This is a genomic window from Thermoleptolyngbya sichuanensis A183, from assembly GCF_013177315.1.
In the GTDB taxonomy this organism is placed as follows: Bacteria; Cyanobacteriota; Cyanobacteriia; order Elainellales; family Elainellaceae; genus Thermoleptolyngbya; species Thermoleptolyngbya sichuanensis.
In genome coordinates this window covers 4,071,268-4,087,454 of the sequence record NZ_CP053661.1, presented here as the reverse complement: position 1 = coordinate 4,087,454, position 16,187 = coordinate 4,071,268, and the positions used below count along the sequence as shown (strand labels likewise).

14 protein-coding genes and 1 pseudogene are annotated in these 16,187 nt (G+C 52.6%); 5 read left to right on the top strand and 10 right to left on the bottom strand.

Annotated elements, in window-relative coordinates; all coding sequences use genetic code 11:
• Positions 1 to 702: 702 nt before the first annotated feature.
• On the bottom strand, positions 703 to 1,017 hold the full coding sequence (locus HPC62_RS17035) for an RNA recognition motif domain-containing protein (RefSeq protein ID WP_068511627.1): 315 nt from the start codon (positions 1,015 to 1,017) through the stop codon (positions 703 to 705).
• A gap of 279 nt (positions 1,018 to 1,296) precedes the next feature.
• Between HPC62_RS17035 and HPC62_RS17030 the strand changes: the two genes are divergently transcribed.
• Together HPC62_RS17030 and HPC62_RS17025 are read left to right on the top strand one after the other, a co-directional pair.
• Positions 1,297 to 2,607 (top strand): sensor histidine kinase, encoded by a 1,311-nt coding sequence (locus tag HPC62_RS17030; protein ID WP_172357590.1) that lies wholly within the window; start codon positions 1,297 to 1,299, stop codon positions 2,605 to 2,607.
• Between the two features lie 139 nt (positions 2,608 to 2,746).
• Positions 2,747 to 3,919, top strand: coding sequence for a transposase (locus tag HPC62_RS17025; RefSeq protein ID WP_172353422.1), 1,173 nt, complete (start codon positions 2,747 to 2,749; stop codon positions 3,917 to 3,919).
• 384 nt (positions 3,920 to 4,303) lie between these two features.
• On the opposite strand, the gene HPC62_RS17020 is transcribed toward HPC62_RS17025, so the two are convergent.
• From HPC62_RS17020 to HPC62_RS17010, 3 genes are all read right to left on the bottom strand, one after another.
• A complete protein-coding gene (locus HPC62_RS17020) occupies positions 4,304 to 4,831 on the bottom strand; it encodes a hypothetical protein (protein ID WP_172357589.1) in 528 nt (175 codons plus the stop codon).
• A gap of 1 nt (position 4,832) precedes the next feature.
• The gene (locus HPC62_RS17015; RefSeq protein ID WP_449369349.1) at positions 4,833 to 5,309 is read right to left on the bottom strand and encodes a Tse2 family ADP-ribosyltransferase toxin; all 477 of its coding nucleotides are present in this window, start codon (positions 5,307 to 5,309) and stop codon (positions 4,833 to 4,835) included.
• 29 nt (positions 5,310 to 5,338) lie between these two features.
• A protein-coding gene (locus HPC62_RS17010; RefSeq protein WP_172353248.1) for an ISKra4 family transposase occupies positions 5,339 to 6,399 on the bottom strand; the annotation gives its coding sequence in 2 pieces (ribosomal slippage) (positions 5,339 to 6,243 and positions 6,243 to 6,399; 1,062 coding nt in all).
• Between the two features lie 285 nt (positions 6,400 to 6,684).
• Here HPC62_RS17010 and HPC62_RS17005 point away from each other — a divergent pair.
• Positions 6,685 to 7,487 (top strand): annotated as a pseudogene (locus HPC62_RS17005) (IS630 family transposase); the annotation flags it as partial.
• Positions 7,488 to 7,497: 10 nt separating this feature from the next.
• Here the strand turns inward: HPC62_RS17005 and HPC62_RS17000 are convergent.
• The 6 genes from HPC62_RS17000 to HPC62_RS16975 all read right to left on the bottom strand — a co-directional run bounded on the left by HPC62_RS17000 (position 7,498) and on the right by HPC62_RS16975 (position 13,602).
• A protein-coding gene (locus HPC62_RS17000; RefSeq protein WP_205370770.1) for an IS630 family transposase occupies positions 7,498 to 8,452 on the bottom strand; the annotation gives its coding sequence in 2 pieces (ribosomal slippage) (positions 7,498 to 8,110 and positions 8,109 to 8,452; 957 coding nt in all).
• A 256-nt stretch (positions 8,453 to 8,708) separates the two neighbouring features.
• A complete protein-coding gene (locus HPC62_RS16995) occupies positions 8,709 to 9,227 on the bottom strand; it encodes a hypothetical protein (protein ID WP_225910564.1) in 519 nt (172 codons plus the stop codon).
• A 121-nt stretch (positions 9,228 to 9,348) separates the two neighbouring features.
• Complete coding sequence (locus HPC62_RS16990; RefSeq protein WP_172354058.1) at positions 9,349 to 9,834, bottom strand: hypothetical protein; 486 nt, start codon at positions 9,832 to 9,834, stop codon at positions 9,349 to 9,351.
• Positions 9,835 to 10,168: 334 nt separating this feature from the next.
• Positions 10,169 to 10,972 carry an SAM hydrolase/SAM-dependent halogenase family protein gene (locus tag HPC62_RS16985; RefSeq protein ID WP_172357587.1) on the bottom strand — a complete coding sequence of 268 codons (804 nt, stop codon included), beginning with the start codon at positions 10,970 to 10,972 and terminating at the stop codon, positions 10,169 to 10,171.
• Positions 10,973 to 11,239: 267 nt separating this feature from the next.
• On the bottom strand, positions 11,240 to 12,553 hold the full coding sequence (locus tag HPC62_RS16980) for an NF041680 family putative transposase (protein ID WP_172353244.1): 1,314 nt from the start codon (positions 12,551 to 12,553) through the stop codon (positions 11,240 to 11,242).
• A gap of 659 nt (positions 12,554 to 13,212) precedes the next feature.
• On the bottom strand, positions 13,213 to 13,602 hold the full coding sequence (locus tag HPC62_RS16975) for a VOC family protein (protein ID WP_068511313.1): 390 nt from the start codon (positions 13,600 to 13,602) through the stop codon (positions 13,213 to 13,215).
• Positions 13,603 to 14,096: 494 nt separating this feature from the next.
• Between HPC62_RS16975 and HPC62_RS16970 the strand changes: the two genes are divergently transcribed.
• Together HPC62_RS16970 and HPC62_RS16965 are read left to right on the top strand one after the other, a co-directional pair.
• Positions 14,097 to 14,876 (top strand): photosystem II S4 domain protein, encoded by a 780-nt coding sequence (locus tag HPC62_RS16970; RefSeq protein ID WP_172357586.1) that lies wholly within the window; start codon positions 14,097 to 14,099, stop codon positions 14,874 to 14,876.
• A gap of 467 nt (positions 14,877 to 15,343) precedes the next feature.
• Positions 15,344 to 16,132: a DUF1868 domain-containing protein gene (locus HPC62_RS16965; protein WP_172357585.1), complete on the top strand. Its 789-nt coding sequence runs from the start codon at positions 15,344 to 15,346 to the stop codon at positions 16,130 to 16,132.
• Positions 16,133 to 16,187 lie beyond the last annotated feature (55 nt).

The following is a 16,187-nucleotide window of genomic DNA, read 5'->3' as shown; positions in this document are numbered from 1 at the left end:
GATGTGAGTGGTATATGCGAAGGTTTATGCGAATTGTTCGTCGGATAGGGCTGCACCCAAAAAATGCATTCGATTCCTATCGAATCAGCATCTTAAAATCAAGCCTGATACGCTAAACCATGCATCATCTCATGCACCTGCCTGACACGCTTAGCTGCAAGGCAAAGTAATTCGAAAATCATGCCAGTTCGATAAGAATTCGCACACGATCTGGAATGCAATCGCACTCCAAATCCACCCCATCATTCAAGTTCCCGACTCGTTCCTGATCTAGCCATGTGGCATCAGCCAATCTGCCGCAGATTCATCCTTCATCAGCGAAAAACTAATCAGCGAAAACCCCTTAATGAAAACCCTGAGAATGTGCCTGAATCGAACCCTGAGTCTTGATTAAAACCTTGAAGCTCAGCAATATAGCTGAGTGATCTACTTACATCTACTTACATCTACTTATTTCGTAACCCACTCCTCTCCTACTTTGTACTGCGGGAATTTCTAAGATCCGCATAAAGATTGCGTAAATTCCCGGCAGAGGAGAGATCTAAAGGATCGCGAGCGTCTTTGGGAATGTCCAAGATGATGCACCAACAGAGCATAAAAAACCAACAGAGCATGAAAACCAACAGAGCATAAAAAAGCGAGGCGCTGACTGCTCAGACCTCGCTCGTTACAATGTTTTACAAATCTTGGGTACAGGCTTGCTTAGAAGCGGCGATCGCCCCGGCTATATTCGCCGCCGCCATTGCCGCCCCAGCTATTGGCCGGGCGCTTTTCTTCGCGGGGACGGGCTTTGTTCACCTTCAGATCGCGCCCCATCCAGGTCGCGCCATCCAGCGCCTCGATCGCCGCTTGCTCCTCACTTTCCGACGACATTTCCACAAAGCCGAACCCACGAATCCGACCTGTTTCCCGGTCTACCGGAAGCTGAACCCGCGTAACCGTACCATAATCCGAGAAGACGGTTTGCACCTCTTCCTGCGTAACCTTGTAGGAAAGGTTACCAACGTAAATCGACATGGAGTAACTCCGACAGTTAAAGCAATTGCAAAGGCTGGAGATTCAGAGCAGCGCCCGCCAACAAATTGATCCGGTTCGCTCGATCAGATTTGCTCTATCGAATATTTAAATTCGATGCGCTTAATCAGATGAACTCAGATGAAATTAAACCGATAAACTTGTAAACAAACTCGTCAACCGAAACTAAAGCCTCAACCGTCAGTCTAACACGGGCGCGGGGCGGAAGCGGCGATGAAAGCCCGCTGTCACGAATCCCTGCTCCTTTTCCCCGAACCCCTCATGTTTCAGGCTACTCGCCGTCGCCTTGCTCTGTGGTATACCGCTGTTACAGCCGTGCTGCTGATTGTGTTTGCCAGCGGTGTGTATCTCTATGTGCGGACGACCCTGATCGAGCGGATCGACGACACGCTGAGCCATGTAGTGGAGGTGGTAGGGCGATCGCTCGTGATTGAACCCGCCAACCCGGCCCGAGGGCTGCCGCCACGGGTCAACATTGAGGCCAGCTTTCGCGACGACTCCGACTCGGTAGAAGACGACCACATCGACCTGGAATGGTTCGACCCAGCGGGAACACTGCTCTGGTCTACGTTTTCCTCTACGCTAGAGATTCCGCTGCATCCCAACAGCAACGGCGAAACGGTTCATGTAACGGAAGATTTGCTGCTGCGACAGGTGACGCAGCGCATCGAGGCGGGCGGTCAACTGCTGGGCTATCTGCGCGTCAGCCACCCCTGGTTTGAAGTCACGAAGCCCACGCGACAGCTCATCCGCGATCTGGCGCTGGGAACGGCGCTGCTGGTGGGCACAGTGGCAGGCATCGGCTGGCTGCTGTCGGAGTTGGCGATGGCTCCAGTGCGCGAGTCTTACCAACGGCTGAAGCAGTTCACTGCCGATGCCTCACACGAATTGCGAAACCCCATCGCCGTGATCCAGACCAACGTGCAGGTGGCGCTGGCCGATGCGGAACCCGACCCCGCGATGCAGCAGCAGCAGCTTAAAGTGATCGAGCGGCTGACGCGGCGACTGGGGCGGCTGGTGGATGATCTGTTGTTTCTGGCGCGGCAAGACAGCGGTACAAAACTGGCCCGACGAGAGGCGATCGCCCTGCCTGTGCTGCTAGAAGAGGTGCTAGAGGAACAGGAGAGCATCGCTGCCGATAAGCCCGTATCGCTGAATTTAGAAATCAGTCCAGAGCTTCAGCAATTGCCTGATGCTGTGCAGATACAGGGCGATCGCGATCAGCTCATTCGCCTGTTTACGAACCTAATCGGCAACGCGATTCAGTACACGCCTGCGAACGGCAAAGTGACCGTTTCGGTGAGTCGAAATAAGCACAATCCAACGCATGTCCAGGTTCAAGTTCGTGACACCGGGACAGGCATTCCTGCGGAATCACTGCCGTACCTGTTTGATCGCTTCTATCGCGTGGACCCCGCCCGCACCTCTGATAGCCGCAGCAAGGCCAGCGGTGGCTCCGGCCTCGGACTGGCGATCGCCAAGGTGATTACCGAAAACCACCACGGACAAATCCAGGTAGATAGCGAACTAGGCAAGGGGACAGTATTTACGGTGACGCTGCCTGCGGGGTGAGCCAGGGTTGGCGTGTTGCGAATGAGAAGACTGGATCGCCCTGCTTGACTGACAAAACAGGTTAAAGCTGGAACGAAAGCCATGCGGGAAGCAGAGCATGATTTAGGCTGAGAAGTAACCACACAAACCAGTCAAATCAATGTCACCGACTTCCCGTCTTTATGATGCGTTGAATGATTTTCTGCGTCAATGCGACATTCAGTGGCAGGATGCTCGCCATCTGCAAACACTGTGCTGGATGATCATTGGCATGATTGGAAGCCAAAACGTTCATCTCAATGGATTTGGGGTGTATGTGAGGAGTCGCGCTCAAATGGCTCAATCCCACCAACGCCGGTTTCGCCGCTGGTTGTCGAATCGGCGGATCAATGTCGCGTCCGCTCATCATGCGCTGATTGGGCAGGCTCTGTCCAACTGGCAGACCCAACGACTCTACTTAAGCCTCGATACAACGGTCGTATGGAATTGTTTCTGCATCGTCTGGGTCGCAGTGGTGTACCGAGGAAGAACGGTTCCGGTCGCTTGGAAAGTGGTGGCGCAATCAAGCAGCACCGTCAGGTTGTGGACGATTCAACGGGTACTGCGGCAAGCGCAACGGCTGATGCCCGAGGGTGTCGCGATTGTCCTTTTGGCAGACCGAGGGTTTGCCGATGGCAAGTTGATGAAATACCTCCGGGAGAATCTGGGTTGGCATTTCCGCATCCGCATCAAACGCTCCTTCCAATTTCAGCACCAAGGGCAGTGGCGCCAGGTATCGTCGGTTCAATTGCAACCAGGACAAGCTTACTTTACGCCTGCAGTGTCGGTGGGTAGAACAAAGCCCTACGACAATGTTTACCTTGCCTTTGCCCACGACAAACTCAGCAGCGAGAATTGGACAATTGTGAGTGATGAGCCGACGAACTTGCAGACGTTTGCCCAATATCGACTGAGATTTCAGGTGGAGGAGTCGTTTTTGGATTTGAAGTCCAACGGGTTTAATCTCGAAGCCTCCAGACTCAGAGACAAGGTTGCCCTTTCCCAGTTGTGTGGGGTAATCGCCTTGACGATGCTGTTCTTAGTTCTCCAAGGGGTGCAAGTGGTCGCATCCGGCAAGCGTCGCCAAGTCGATGCTCACTGGAAGCGCGGCATGAGTTATCTCAAGCTGGGCTGGAATTGGATTCGGCTGGCTATCACTCACCAGTGGAAGATTCACGTTTATCAGTTCCTCTCCTGTTCACCTGACCCTCAACCTGCCATCGCATCAAGGCGACAACACGATGACTCCCTAAAGCGTGAATTCACTGTCCTCAGCCGTATTCCAGCTTCTTAGTTTTGTCAGTCAAGCAGCTGGATCGCCCTTCATCTCCCAACACCCGTACCTCTGGGCGATCGCCCCCCGGATACCTTTTGAGACATCGCACACTGACCCAAGTCTGTCGCTACTCAACCTCTACGGCCGACCTGAAAGCTGTTGGGAGTGTTCGGCTTGACCCAGATCTTGAAGAACCGAGCCTTCGCAATTGGGGGGTGAATCGCCTACATACCGATAAGCTGACAGAACCAAGGCACTGAGGGCTAACGGTTGAGTTCAGCGGTGTCTAGTTACTTTGGCATCTCCGCCAACCATTTTTATCCCGCCGCTGCAACAATTTGTTAGCACGCACTGCAACCCTAGACCAGACCTAACTTTGCGCGATCGCCTAACCCATGAAACTCATTTAAGAACCAGCAGTTCACTTAACTTATTCTTCAAATCTGGGGATACCATCAGTGGCTGATAAACTTCGCCTTCATAAGGCTGCCAAACGTAGCCAGTGCTGAAAGGTCGAAATAAGGTCGAGGCTCCGAGCGATCGCCAAACTGTTTCACCCAAGACTAAACCTGGAAAACTGGGAATGGTCGCCTCTGAGGTCAACTCATGATAGGTTCTGAACTCATCGACTTCTACACCAACCAGGGCATACCGAAAAGGCGGAGCAGATTGTAACCGTTGATAGAGTAAGATGCCCAACTCCGTCATCTGGTAAGCAATGTCGGATCTATCAATCCCCATGTCACTGATGCCACTGGGACAAACCTGACACCACCAATTTTCTTCAATATCCTGAAAAACTGCTGTATGGCATTGGGACTGCTGACCGTTGGCAAGAACCCAGGAAAGACCGTCAAAATGCTGGGCAAATTGCTCAGCGGCAACCTGCTCTGCTCCACATTCAGCCGATAAACTAAATGCCCACACCATTTTAACTAACCCTCTCCCAGTCATTTTGGGTATTGGCTAAGGCAGTTTCGTACTTTTCTAAAAGCATCGTAACCCTTGGCCTAATGCTAACGTGTGTTGCGCTGTCTTGGACAGCCTCAAGAACACCACCGATTTTGCTGTCTTCAATTTGCAACAGGGGATCTCTCCCCATTCCTCCAAAAGCTGTAGGTCTGCGAAAGGCAGGTAAGCTCTCGATCGAGAGTGATGTGGACATCCCTTTTGTGCTTCTAACGGCTATAACCACCACCTCTCCTGTGGCTGTGGCTTTGCGCTCTGCTTCGGGTCGCAAGTATCCTTGGTCATCCAGCCAATCTTTTGGTATTTCTTCAATATCAATGTCAATGCCAAGTCTGACTCCCAAGAGTCGGGCACTACGCCCCACTTTAGGTTTACCGTTTGCTTCTGCCATGCCTCGATCCAGCAGACAGGCTTTGCAAGTCTTGATAAGGCATGGCATTTCCTGGGTGCATCCCAGTCTTACAAGACTCAGGATGAGAATTGACCATTGAGATAAGCGCAGCGATGGCGAAGGACTTGTGGAACGTTGTCTTCCTTCCACTGAGCGCCTGAAATTTTCACCCGCCTACCAATTTGCTTGATAGTCGACTCCACGGCACCCGAGCCAATTGAAATCCCCTCAGCTTGGTAGTAGCTGTAGTTAACGATACGGAGCCGATGCTTAGCCAGATAGCCGATAAACTGGTCTACCCGCTCATGGGACCAGTCGTCGAATAGCCTAACCGCCCCATCCACATCCCCTTGCCACAAGCAGGCTTCGACGGCATCAAGACGCTGTTGAGACCCACCCACGTTACCCAAATTCTCCATCAGGTGGTACCAGTCCAAGATCTCAAGGCGCTCGCTGCGATGCCCGATCTGTGAAAACAGGTTCCAGATGCCGTCGTGACCATCCCCAAGACAAACGAGGGGATGCGCTAAGGGCTGCTGGTTGAGCCAGTTGACCAAGCTGTCGTTGTCTTTGTAGAAGGCGCTAATGCTGCACTGATGCAGGTTTACCCCCTTGTAATCGCGCCACTGGCAGGGCTGCCCCTGAGGAGTCCGCAGACGGACTTTGCCCCCGTCTAAGCTCATTTCCTTAACCCCGCTGTCCACCGCTGGTGGCTCTAGGTCTTGACGATGCACCAGCCGTTGCTGGGTACTCCCTGACACGCACACCCCGGTGAGCACAGCGATATCGTCGGCAGCTCGCGCATAGGCTTCGTTGGCACTCAGCAGCAAGCAGCACGTCTCAACCTGAGGACTCCACTGGGTGCGGGCCTTGACCTTAAGCCGCTGGCTCTGGCGCTGACTCAGACTTAAGCGTCCGACGATACTCTGGATGTGCCGCTTTCGCCCAGAGCTTGTGCCGCTGCTTGTGCAGATAAAAAATTTCCGATCTCAGGCCCCACATACTCCAGTAGGTGGTCACGAACGGCGACTTCGATCCCGGCCAATGTTTTGACTTGTTCAGGGTCTGTCTCGTCGTAAAGCAACTCCGCTAACGCCAGTGCATGGGCTTTGATTTGGGCTTCCTTGGTGGCATCCATCGCTTCAACTATCCTTAGAGCAACTGCTCTGAGCCTACGGCGTCTGCCCTTAATCTGCACTAAGCACTTCTACTCATTGCATAACTGGGATGCACCCCATTTCCTCCTTGGATTTAGTTTTGCCATGCGCCTACCCATCTTTGCAAGCTTTTATCCCTAACTGACACATTCCCTCCCATTCATGCAGGAGGTCTACTATAGCACTACGTATTTGGGTTAGGACGTTATCATAGAGCCATCAGGAGAGTTTAGGAACACCTATGCCCGCCCCCTTACAGCTACGACTTGCGTTGCAAAGCGATTGAAGCCGTGAAACAAGGTCACCGCAAAGTTGATGTCTGTCGAATGTTCAACATCAGTCGCAATACCTTAGACCTGTGGTTGAAACGGGAAAAAGAAACGGGAGATTGCCGAGCGATGACTGGGTTTCAGCGAGGAAATCGGCATAAGATTACCGACTGGTCGCGCTTTCGTGAGTTTGTCAAGCAGCATGGGGATCAGACCCAAGCGAGACTGGCAACCCTGTGGGGGGATAATGTGACACAGCAGGACATCAGTCGAGCCTTGCGAAAGATTGGGTTTAGTCGAAAAAAAAGACCTATGGCTATCGGGAACGAGACGACCTGAAGCGACAAGAGTTTCAAGAGCGCTTGAGGAGTAAGCTGCCGCATCAGGTTGTCTATGTCGATGAAGCAGGCATTGATCATCGAGACGTTTATCCCTACGGCTACTGCGAGGTTGGAGACCGCTTCTATGGGCTTAAATCAGGAAAACGCACCGAACGAGTCAGTTGGATTGCGGCCTTACGAGAGAACAGCCTCTTTGCGCCAATGACCTTTGCTGGCTCGTGCAACCGGGATTTAGTGGAGAGGGGGTTGGAGGAGTGCTTAGTCCCCCAACTGCGAGCGGGAGATGTGATTGTGATTGACAATGCCAGTTTCCATCATTCTCAAACCATTGAAGAGATCGTGGCTCAAGCAGGGTGTGAGATTTGGTATTTACCCCCTTATTCCCCAGACTTGAACGAGATTGAGCATTGGTGGTTTGTGCTGAAGAATTGGATGCGGCAACGCTGGGATGAGTTTGATATAGCGTTTTTCATTCTGGCGAGGCATAGTAACAGCAATGGGAGAACCAATTCTGTAGGTCATTCAATGACACTTGGGAGAAGGACTCCTCAATGGCTTTGTCTAGATCAAGATAGCTCCGTGCCCCAAGGGAGCGCAGAATACTCTTAATCTTTGAAAAGCAATTCTCGATGGGTGAAAAGTCCGGCGAGTACGGCGGTAGAAACATCAGTTTAGCACCTGCATCCTCAATCAACCTCCTAACTTCTTCACCAAGATGAATCGAGCAGTTATCCATGATGACACATGCCCCTTTCCACAACTTAGGAACGAGTCTCTGGGAAATGAAGGCTTCAAAGGTAAGTCCATCGACTGAACCGATGAGATTGGAATAGGTAATTACCTTTTTAAGGCTAATTGCACCAAGAATCGAGACCCGTTTCCCTCGTTTGCTGGGACGCTTGCCATGGGCTCGTTTTCCTTTCGGGGCACGTGCCCGGAGTCGAGTCAAAGCCAGGTTCACTCCTGATTCGTCAATAAAGATTAAGTCTTGAGCCAGGAATCCTCGAACCAGTTGCCAAAATTTGACTCGTTCGATTTGCACCCGTTCAGTTTCCTTTTTGTCGGGATACAGCGTTTTTTTTAAGGGTTAAGTTCAGTTTCTCTAACATACGAAACATCGTCGAAACGCCAATCCGAACACCGACCCTTTGTTCCAGCAAGTCACACAACTCTGCCAATGTCGCGTCATGATTTGATTCAGCAATCGTTTTTAGGATCTCTAGTTGCTCATTACTTAATTTGGTTGGCGTTTGCTCAGTGCGGCGTTTGGGGGCAATCTCACCTGTTTCCCGATATTGTTTGATCAGCTTTCGCACGAAACTGTAAGCAACTCGAAATTGTTGAGCGATTTGACGTTGCGACGTATTCCCTTCAATGTAGACATCAATAATTTTTTGTCTAAGATCTAGTGAGTAGGGTCGCATTTGAGTTAAGGGTAAAGTAAATTCACTGAATAGATTATATCAAAATACGCCTCACTAGGCTAGAAATTGCTATAACTTTCGCGATTGTGTTGATGCTGCTTTTAGAGAATGCCCTAACGTGACTGCGTAGGGCTATATCTGCCCAGTCATCTTGGGCCTGTGCATTGGCTCGTTTGCCAATGGTCAATCCATTAAACCGATTCGATAATTGGGGCGATTCTGTCTGGCGAGATAGAGACCTGGTTGACTGACAAAACTAATCGGCGACACAGCAGTACGTGTGTACTTTGAATTCGATTCGATAGGTGCGTTGCTCATGCTGTTTGCGAGATGCCATCGCGGGTTCAGGATCGCGGTTATGAGTGAAACAGACATGACGGATGAGTGGCCACCCGTTCTCTAGGGCGGCTTTCAGCCAATCCCATCCAATGCGGAAGTAGCTATTGCCACGAAACCAATGGGGGTCAACCCATCGCCGTTTGCCTGTTGCGACGACCTCGAGACCTTGAGCGGTGACGTAGAGCGTCGCGACGGCCAAAAGGAACCAAAGCCGGGATAGGGCGCAGAGGGAGCGAATTTCAGATTTCTGGAGATTCCAGCCGTTGGATTGGTCATCGAGAAACGCCTCCTCAATGTCGAAGCGCAAGCCGTATTCCTCGAAGGTGCGCAGGTGGGTGGGTTCATCGCTGACGATGGTCCAAAACTCGCCGTTGAGGCTGTTATGACCAAAGGCGATATGCACCGGCCCGTACCACTCGCCTTTGTGGAGCTTCACGGTGTGCCAACAGAGAGCCTCCCCGCGCTGAAGGTGAATGTCCTTCAATTGACACCATCCATGGCCCGCCCGCCAAATCCAAGTATTCCGCTTGATGCGGATGCGGTAGTGCCACCCGAGTTCAGCGGTTATGGCGGCTCATGGCCTCGGTGTGAATGAAGCCCCGGTCGGCTAAGACGACCACTTTTACCCCCGCCGGCAAGCGATGGGCGGCTTGGTGGAGCATCTCCCGGTAGTCACTGAAGGCGACGGACGCACTGCGGTGCTGGAGCACCCGCCAGACCACAGGCAACGCCCGGCCTCGATGCACCACCGCTAGGCGAATCAAGCAATACTCATCCCAAAACAGCGAGGTGTCCAAGCTCAGGTACAAACAATCCTCATCCCAATGGGCTAATGCCGCTTGAATCAGGGGCTTGTACAGGCGATGGACGTTCAGGCGACTGTTGTGCAGCCAGCGGCTTAGCCGTCGTTGTTTGCTTTGTGCCTGCACCCCTCGACACGGCACATAGGGCAGCCAGCGAGTCAGGTTGATTTCTCCGCGCTGGAGCAAAGCCACCACCATCCACAGGCAGGTCGTCAGATGGCTACGATGAGCCCAGGGCACCGATTGACCCAGCCAAGCGTTCAAGGCATTGTAGAGGGGGGAGTTTTTTTCACAGCATCTACGCTTTTGAGTGGTATCTAAGCTTAGAACGCTGGCTCCCCACTTCTTCCTCCAATCCCTGAAACTACCGCGCCACAAGCTGTTCAGCAGATTTCAGGTAACTTTTGTCAGTCAACCAGCCTTGGGCGTGTTGAAGAATGGTTTCCATGACCGTCTTCTGATTTTTTGCTACGCCCTTTCTTTCAGATTTTGCTTCCTTTAGCAACCCTTACTGAGAATGGTGCAAGATCTCAGAAAACGCTCTAGCGGGCGATCGCCCCAGACTCTAGCCCGACTAGCCCAAAACGACCTGGACGGCATCTCCAACCGCTAATCCCAACTGCTGTTGAGCATTGCCTTGGTTGCAGGCAATCTCGACATAGCCGTGGCTGCCAATCAGCGCCAGCAGGCTACCGCGGGCCGAGTCGGCATAGGTTTTGCAGCCAGGAATCGGGCCATATTGCTCCGCAAGACTAGCGGCAACGCCCACGCGCAGATTCCAGATATATCCCAACACCGCGGAGCCGGGAATCGTGGTAATGGCGTTCCCAAAATGGTCGATTGCCTGGACATGTCCTGTCAGAACTTGGCCCTCTCGGTTCCAGGGCGGCAGGTCGAATTGAATCAGCGAATCGGGGGCGATCGCCCGTCCCAGTTCTGCCAAGGCCACACCGCTTGCTAGGTGAGCGCCCACGGGGGCAAACACATCGCGGCCGTGAAAGGTGGCGCTGGGGCTGGGCACACGCCAATAGGCGGGATGGGAGAGTTCCACCGCCGCCAGCACGGGACGATGCTCTAGCACGCCGCCAAACAGGCCATTGTCTGGCCCGACGAGATAGCCGTCTGACAACTGAAGCGCGATCGCCCGCCGCTGTCCACCCACCCCCGGATCGACTACTGCCACATGCACCGTGTCCGCCGGAAAATACGGGTAGGCCGTCATCAGATGAAAGCGAGCGGCGGCGATGTCCTGCGGCGGGATTTGATGCGTCAGGTCAATGACCGTCAGCGTGGGGTTAATTTGGGCGATCGCCCCTTTCATCACCCCGACGTAGGTATCCGTCAGCCCAAAGTCGGTGAGTAACGTGAGAACTCCCATCAGAATGAGGAATTACATAACGTTTTGCAGGAAGACAGAAATGCGTTTAAGAAAATACATTTAAGAATTTTTTAGTGTCTTTCGCGAGAACGATTGTAGGAATTTCAAGTGGGGGATTTCAAGTGGGAGTTTTTAAGTGGGGGCTTTCAAAGGACTTTAGTTTGGACTAACTGGCATCACAATAATGCTCAACAGGATGCCATAAAGAATCTGCTCAACCGTTCATAACAGTTGAACTTAAGGAATTGGATACAATCCTGCTCGCAGTTAAGCTGCTGTTGCAACCGGACTGTTCAGGGATTGTTCGGATGTCTTGCGTTTCGAGGCTCGTTTTTTGACCATCGGATAGCAGGGACGAGGAGTTGGCTTGTGCCCCTTGCCTCGTCCTGGCGATTTACCACGAGGTTTAGGCGCAGGAGCAGGGGTGCCAATCGCTGCCAAAATGCCTGCAAACGCTTGTGCGACCCGACCCGGAGTCAACGTTTCTTGCGGTGCCTGCCAGGGCAAGGGGTGGTCAGTACAGTCCTTTCGCGCTAACCACAACTGCCAACTGAGCAACGGCATCAGGCTGCTCCACTGTTCGGTTGCCGATACAGAACTGAACTGGGGATGTGTCCAATATAGCCTCTGCTTGGCAAAGCGATACCAGTGTTCAATGGCAAAGCGACGGAGGTAGTGCAACCACAGGGTTTCTAACGGAGGCATCTGCTCACCCAGCCAAACTAACCACAAAGGAGCCAAGCGTCGCGTGCTGCTCTGTGTCTCCAGCACCTCCACGCGCAACACTTCCATTGCCCGTTTGGGGGATTTGCGGAAATGGTATGCACTCCAACGACTGACCCGCACTCGTCCCCAGTTGGGATCATCGACTTCAACGGTTTCGACCGGGACACTCCAAGTGTCAGGGTCATTGAGTTTCATCTTATGTCCATGCTTGGCAGGTGCGCCTCGCCCTCGATACGCTGGGGGCGCGCCATAGACACATCGATTGGATGTAACCCGCAGCAGCAAGTCTGCCTCAATCCCTGCCGTTTGGTTGACAAAACTGGCATTGCCGTACCCTCGGTCGTAGATCGCCAACGGACGCACCGCTAACTGCCGAGTCACTTGTTTGAGTTGGAATGCCGCTTTACTGGCGGGTGTTTCAAAGCTGGTGATGCGCTCATGCCGCAATGGTAATGCCCAACTGCCCCTGTCTTCAGCAATCCAGGCTAAGGTACTGTAGTTTTGTCCGGCTATCGGGGCATGTCCTGTTCTGCCTGATAAGGTGCGGTCTTTCAAACGCCTGGCAGCAGGACGGTTCCACCGACTCGCATCACCTGCCAACAACGGTTGCTGCTGAGTCGGTATCTGCTGCACCAACAGCTTCAGCACCTTTGATCGGGGTAGGCGGCTATCGCGCAACGCTTCATAGGTGCTCGACCACTGGCGACGAAAGACAGGACTCTGCGATAGCCTCACAAACGACACGATGCACGCACTCACTAACACGGCATCCATCAGATCAAACAGGGCATCTCTGGCGTTTCCCAAGCTGGCATACAACGTTTGGCGAAATTGCTGAAGTTCGTTGAAAATCATGGGGTCAATGTTGGTTGTACTTCATTGACCTTACGGCAGTCGGTGCTTCTCATTGACTGCCTTCCTCTTCACCATTAGTCCAAACTAAAGCAAAGGAAAAGGGGCTTTCAAACTAAAGGGCACCTCGATTAATTGCCTTATTGATAATTGCCTTATTGAGAATTTTAGGAGCCTGAAAATCTCGTTTTCTCGTAGCCATTCTCAAGAGAATCTGAATTTTTCGAGGTGCCCTAAAGCTTGAATTCGCTTAGATGACTTAAAGCTTAAGAGGTTAACAAAAACGTGGCAACTCTTGTGAAAACTTTTAGATGATAACTCTCAAAATGTTGCCTTTTCAAAGGCTGATGAAAGGTTGATATGAAGGCGCTTGATCAAAGGGGGATGAATTTCAGAGCTAATTTATGAAGCAAATCTTAAGAAGCCTGAAACTCTTGGCATGTGTGGCTTTGAGGTCATGTTTGCCTAGGAAAAGCGGTTTCTCGGAAATCCTTGATTAACAAGGCTTTCATGCTCCTTTACAAATTAGCTCTCAGATGCGAATTATAACTTGGGCAAAAATTGGTTGCAGATGGGTTGCAGCCTGGGTACAAGTTGGTGGGAGCTGACTTCTCGACTTGGGCAAAAATTGGTTGCAGATGGGTTGCAGCCCAATCCCGAATTTAGGCTTCTTGGAGTTGGGCATTTTCGCCAAAACACAGTTCGTAGCCGTCCGGATCGGTAATGCGAATCTCGTTCATGCCATAAAACGTGACCACCGTTTTGCCGACCACCATGCCGCTGTCGATCAGGTGGGCGCGGACTCGCTCCACGCTCTCTGGGTAGAAATAAAGCACCACATCCCGAAACTCGCCCTCTGCGCGGTCATCATTCGCATCGCGAGTCGTCACCATTAGCTCCACATCCTCATCTGCCTTAAAGCGGGCCCAAAAGGGCTTGCCGCCATTTTCCAGCAGCCCCATCAACTGAAATCCGAGCGTTTGCGTATAGAAATGGATGCTGCGACCGACATCGGCGACCGCCAGCATGGGCACCATGGACTGAAATTTCATACTTGTGTACACAAGCTCAACCTTTTCATCGTACAGAAGCACTAATTTAACTGTGGATAAAACTTCGTAAAGTAGTGTAAACGAATGCGAAGGTCTTTGTTACGACGAAATTTGTTCGTTGTGTTAATGCCTTAGTCGCTCCAACAGCGTGGGCTAAACGCAATTTTTCAGCGGGCCGCCTGCTGTGATTTATTACTTCAATACATCCCCCAATTTCCGCAACAGATTGGGGGAGTGATGGGAGCGTTTTACGTCAAGCTGCTATGCAGAAATATATGCAGAAACAGTAGTTTATTCTCTCTGCTGCACGATCAATTCTCCTGTGTGGCGCGACGAATGAAATTGCCAGAAGCCTTGAAACCAGTTGACTGGCAATCCAAAATCCAAAATCGCGAATCTCTCCAAGCCGAGCGATCGCCCCTTTCCCTGCCTCCATCATCCCCAGATAGAATGAAGCTTTAGGGCGTTTGCCCCGTCCTCCTCGCTGCCTGCCTATGTTGCCCAGAGATGAATTGCTGAAGGGAATCGAAAACCGCGAAGTAGCGGTGCGCGTACTAGATCAGGCGGAGCAGGCGATCAAGACCTGGGAGGTGGTGTGTACGGATTTTCTGTCTCCCCCAGAACTGGCCGAGGCGCGGCAAATACTGGGGCGCTTGGCGGAGGTGCATCTGCTGGCGTGGGGCGGCTATCCGCAGGCCGAGCGACAGCGCGTGGCGATCGCCCGTCCCGAAATTCCCCTCGACGAAAGCCAGGTGGCACTGGCGGCGCTGGATATTAACGGCAACTTCTTGTTTGACCCGGCGACCCACCGCGATTTCTTGGGGGCGCTGCTGGGCACGGGCATCGTGCGCGAAAAGGTGGGCGATATTCTGGTGCTGGGCGAACGCGGGGCGCAGGCGGTGGTCGTCCCCGACTTGGTGGAGTTTTTGGAAATGGGGCTGACGCAGGTGCGCTCGGTGCCTGTGAAAACGCGCCGACTGGACTTTGCTGAGCTAAAAGTCCGCGAACCCAAGAAAAAAGAAATCACTACCGTAGAAGCGTCGCTGCGGCTGGATGCGATCGCCTCAGCAGGCTTTGGCATGTCGCGCAGCAAAATGGTGGATCTGATCAACGCGGGCGACGTGCGGGTGAACTGGAAAGAAATTACCCAGCCCAGCCACCCACTCAAGTCGGGCGATCTGGTGGCGATTCGCGGCAAAGGGCGGCTGGAGGTGGGAGAAATCGCCGTCACGAAGAAGGATCGCTATCGTGTACAGATGACCCGGTTTATGTAGCGTTCATGTAGCGATTTGGCGGGCATGGTGCGGCGTGTGGGGGGGCGCGCCGGGTTAATTAGCGCTTTCAGGATGGGTCTGAGGCGGGTCTGGAGCAATTCCGGGCGGGCGATCACCCTGCAAGATTATCCCCCCTGCCTCATTTCCCGCTACATTAAGAAAATGCACCCAAGTCACGGATTCCTGAACTGTTCTTGAAGAGGATATTTGTTGAGATACTTGCAGAGATATTTGCAGAGATATTTGCAGAGATATTTGCGGATATAGGGTTCCTGTGAATTTGTCCAAGGCTGTTTTGGTGCAGTTTCCAGCCCTGTATTCCCGACTTTAGACAGAGCTAAGGCTCTCACGATAGGTTCTGTCGGATCTATACACCTGTTTTACGTTAGTAGTTATTAGTAGTTATTTGGTATTCCTTGGTCAGGTACCGATCGGCAACACCGTTTAGTAAACGAGGCGATTGAGCGTTGGACGAGACTTTTCAGATTCACATTAACCGGATTGCCCGGATGACGCTGCCCGAAGCTCGCAAGACCCAGGTACAGCACATTCAATCCTCTCCCAAGTTTTCGCTAAAGGACGGACAGGTGCAGCCGTCGCCGTTCCCTGGCTACAGCATCATCACGCCGCCCTGGGTCGATGAGACAGAAAACGGCGTGTTTTATGAACAATTGCAGGCGCTTCAGCAGCAGGTGTTGCAGCAGCTTGAGCCGGGGCTGCTGGTGCCTGTGCCGTCCGCCAGCTTTCACATGACGCTGGCGGATCTGATCTGGGATAGTGCCTTTCACCATGCGGTTGAGGAAGATGCCGAGTTTGAGCCAAAATTGCGCGATCGCCTCCGCGTCCTGTTTGAACAGTTCCAGACCTCCATCGACGGCAGCCATCCTGTTTATTGGCAGGTGTTGGGGCTGATCGTCATGCCTCGTGCCGTGGGCGTGTGTCTGCTGCCCAAAGATGAAGCATCCTACCAGCGAGTAGTGGCGCTGCGCCGCTTAATTTATCAAGACCACGATCTGATCGCGCTGGGCATCGAGCAGCAGTATCATCTGACGGCTCACGTCACGCTGGGCTATTTTGGCAGTTTGCCCGATGCGCTCGACCGTGAAGCCCTGAGCGATCGCCTCAGCAAGATTAATCATGAATGGCTCGACGCGACCGATCCACAGCCGCTCTGGGTTCACCGCGCCGAACTGCGGAAGTTTGACGATATGACGCGCTACTATCGAGAGCCAGACTGGGCAGCCGTGAGTTTGTAATGAGTTTTTGATTTGTCATCAGTTTTTTGAAAGGATGAAGGATTGTTGAAAGGAT

Bases quoted from the DNA above. Each gene is read 5' to 3' on its own strand.
- HPC62_RS16975 (WP_068511313.1), bottom strand. From the start codon at position 13,602: ATGAAATTTCAGTCCATGGTGCCCATGCTGGCGGTCGCCGATGTCGGT.
- HPC62_RS16985 (WP_172357587.1), bottom strand. From the start codon at position 10,972: ATGGGAGTTCTCACGTTACTCACCGACTTTGGGCTGACGGATACCTAC.
- HPC62_RS17030 (WP_172357590.1), top strand. From the start codon at position 1,297: ATGTTTCAGGCTACTCGCCGTCGCCTTGCTCTGTGGTATACCGCTGTT.
- HPC62_RS16980 (WP_172353244.1), bottom strand. From the start codon at position 12,553: ATGATTTTCAACGAACTTCAGCAATTTCGCCAAACGTTGTATGCCAGC.
- HPC62_RS17020 (WP_172357589.1), bottom strand. From the start codon at position 4,831: ATGGTGTGGGCATTTAGTTTATCGGCTGAATGTGGAGCAGAGCAGGTT.
- HPC62_RS17025 (WP_172353422.1), top strand. From the start codon at position 2,747: ATGTCACCGACTTCCCGTCTTTATGATGCGTTGAATGATTTTCTGCGT.
- HPC62_RS17015 (WP_449369349.1), bottom strand. From the start codon at position 5,309: ATGCCATGCCTTATCAAGACTTGCAAAGCCTGTCTGCTGGATCGAGGC.
- HPC62_RS17035 (WP_068511627.1), bottom strand. From the start codon at position 1,017: ATGTCGATTTACGTTGGTAACCTTTCCTACAAGGTTACGCAGGAAGAG.
- HPC62_RS16970 (WP_172357586.1), top strand. From the start codon at position 14,097: ATGTTGCCCAGAGATGAATTGCTGAAGGGAATCGAAAACCGCGAAGTA.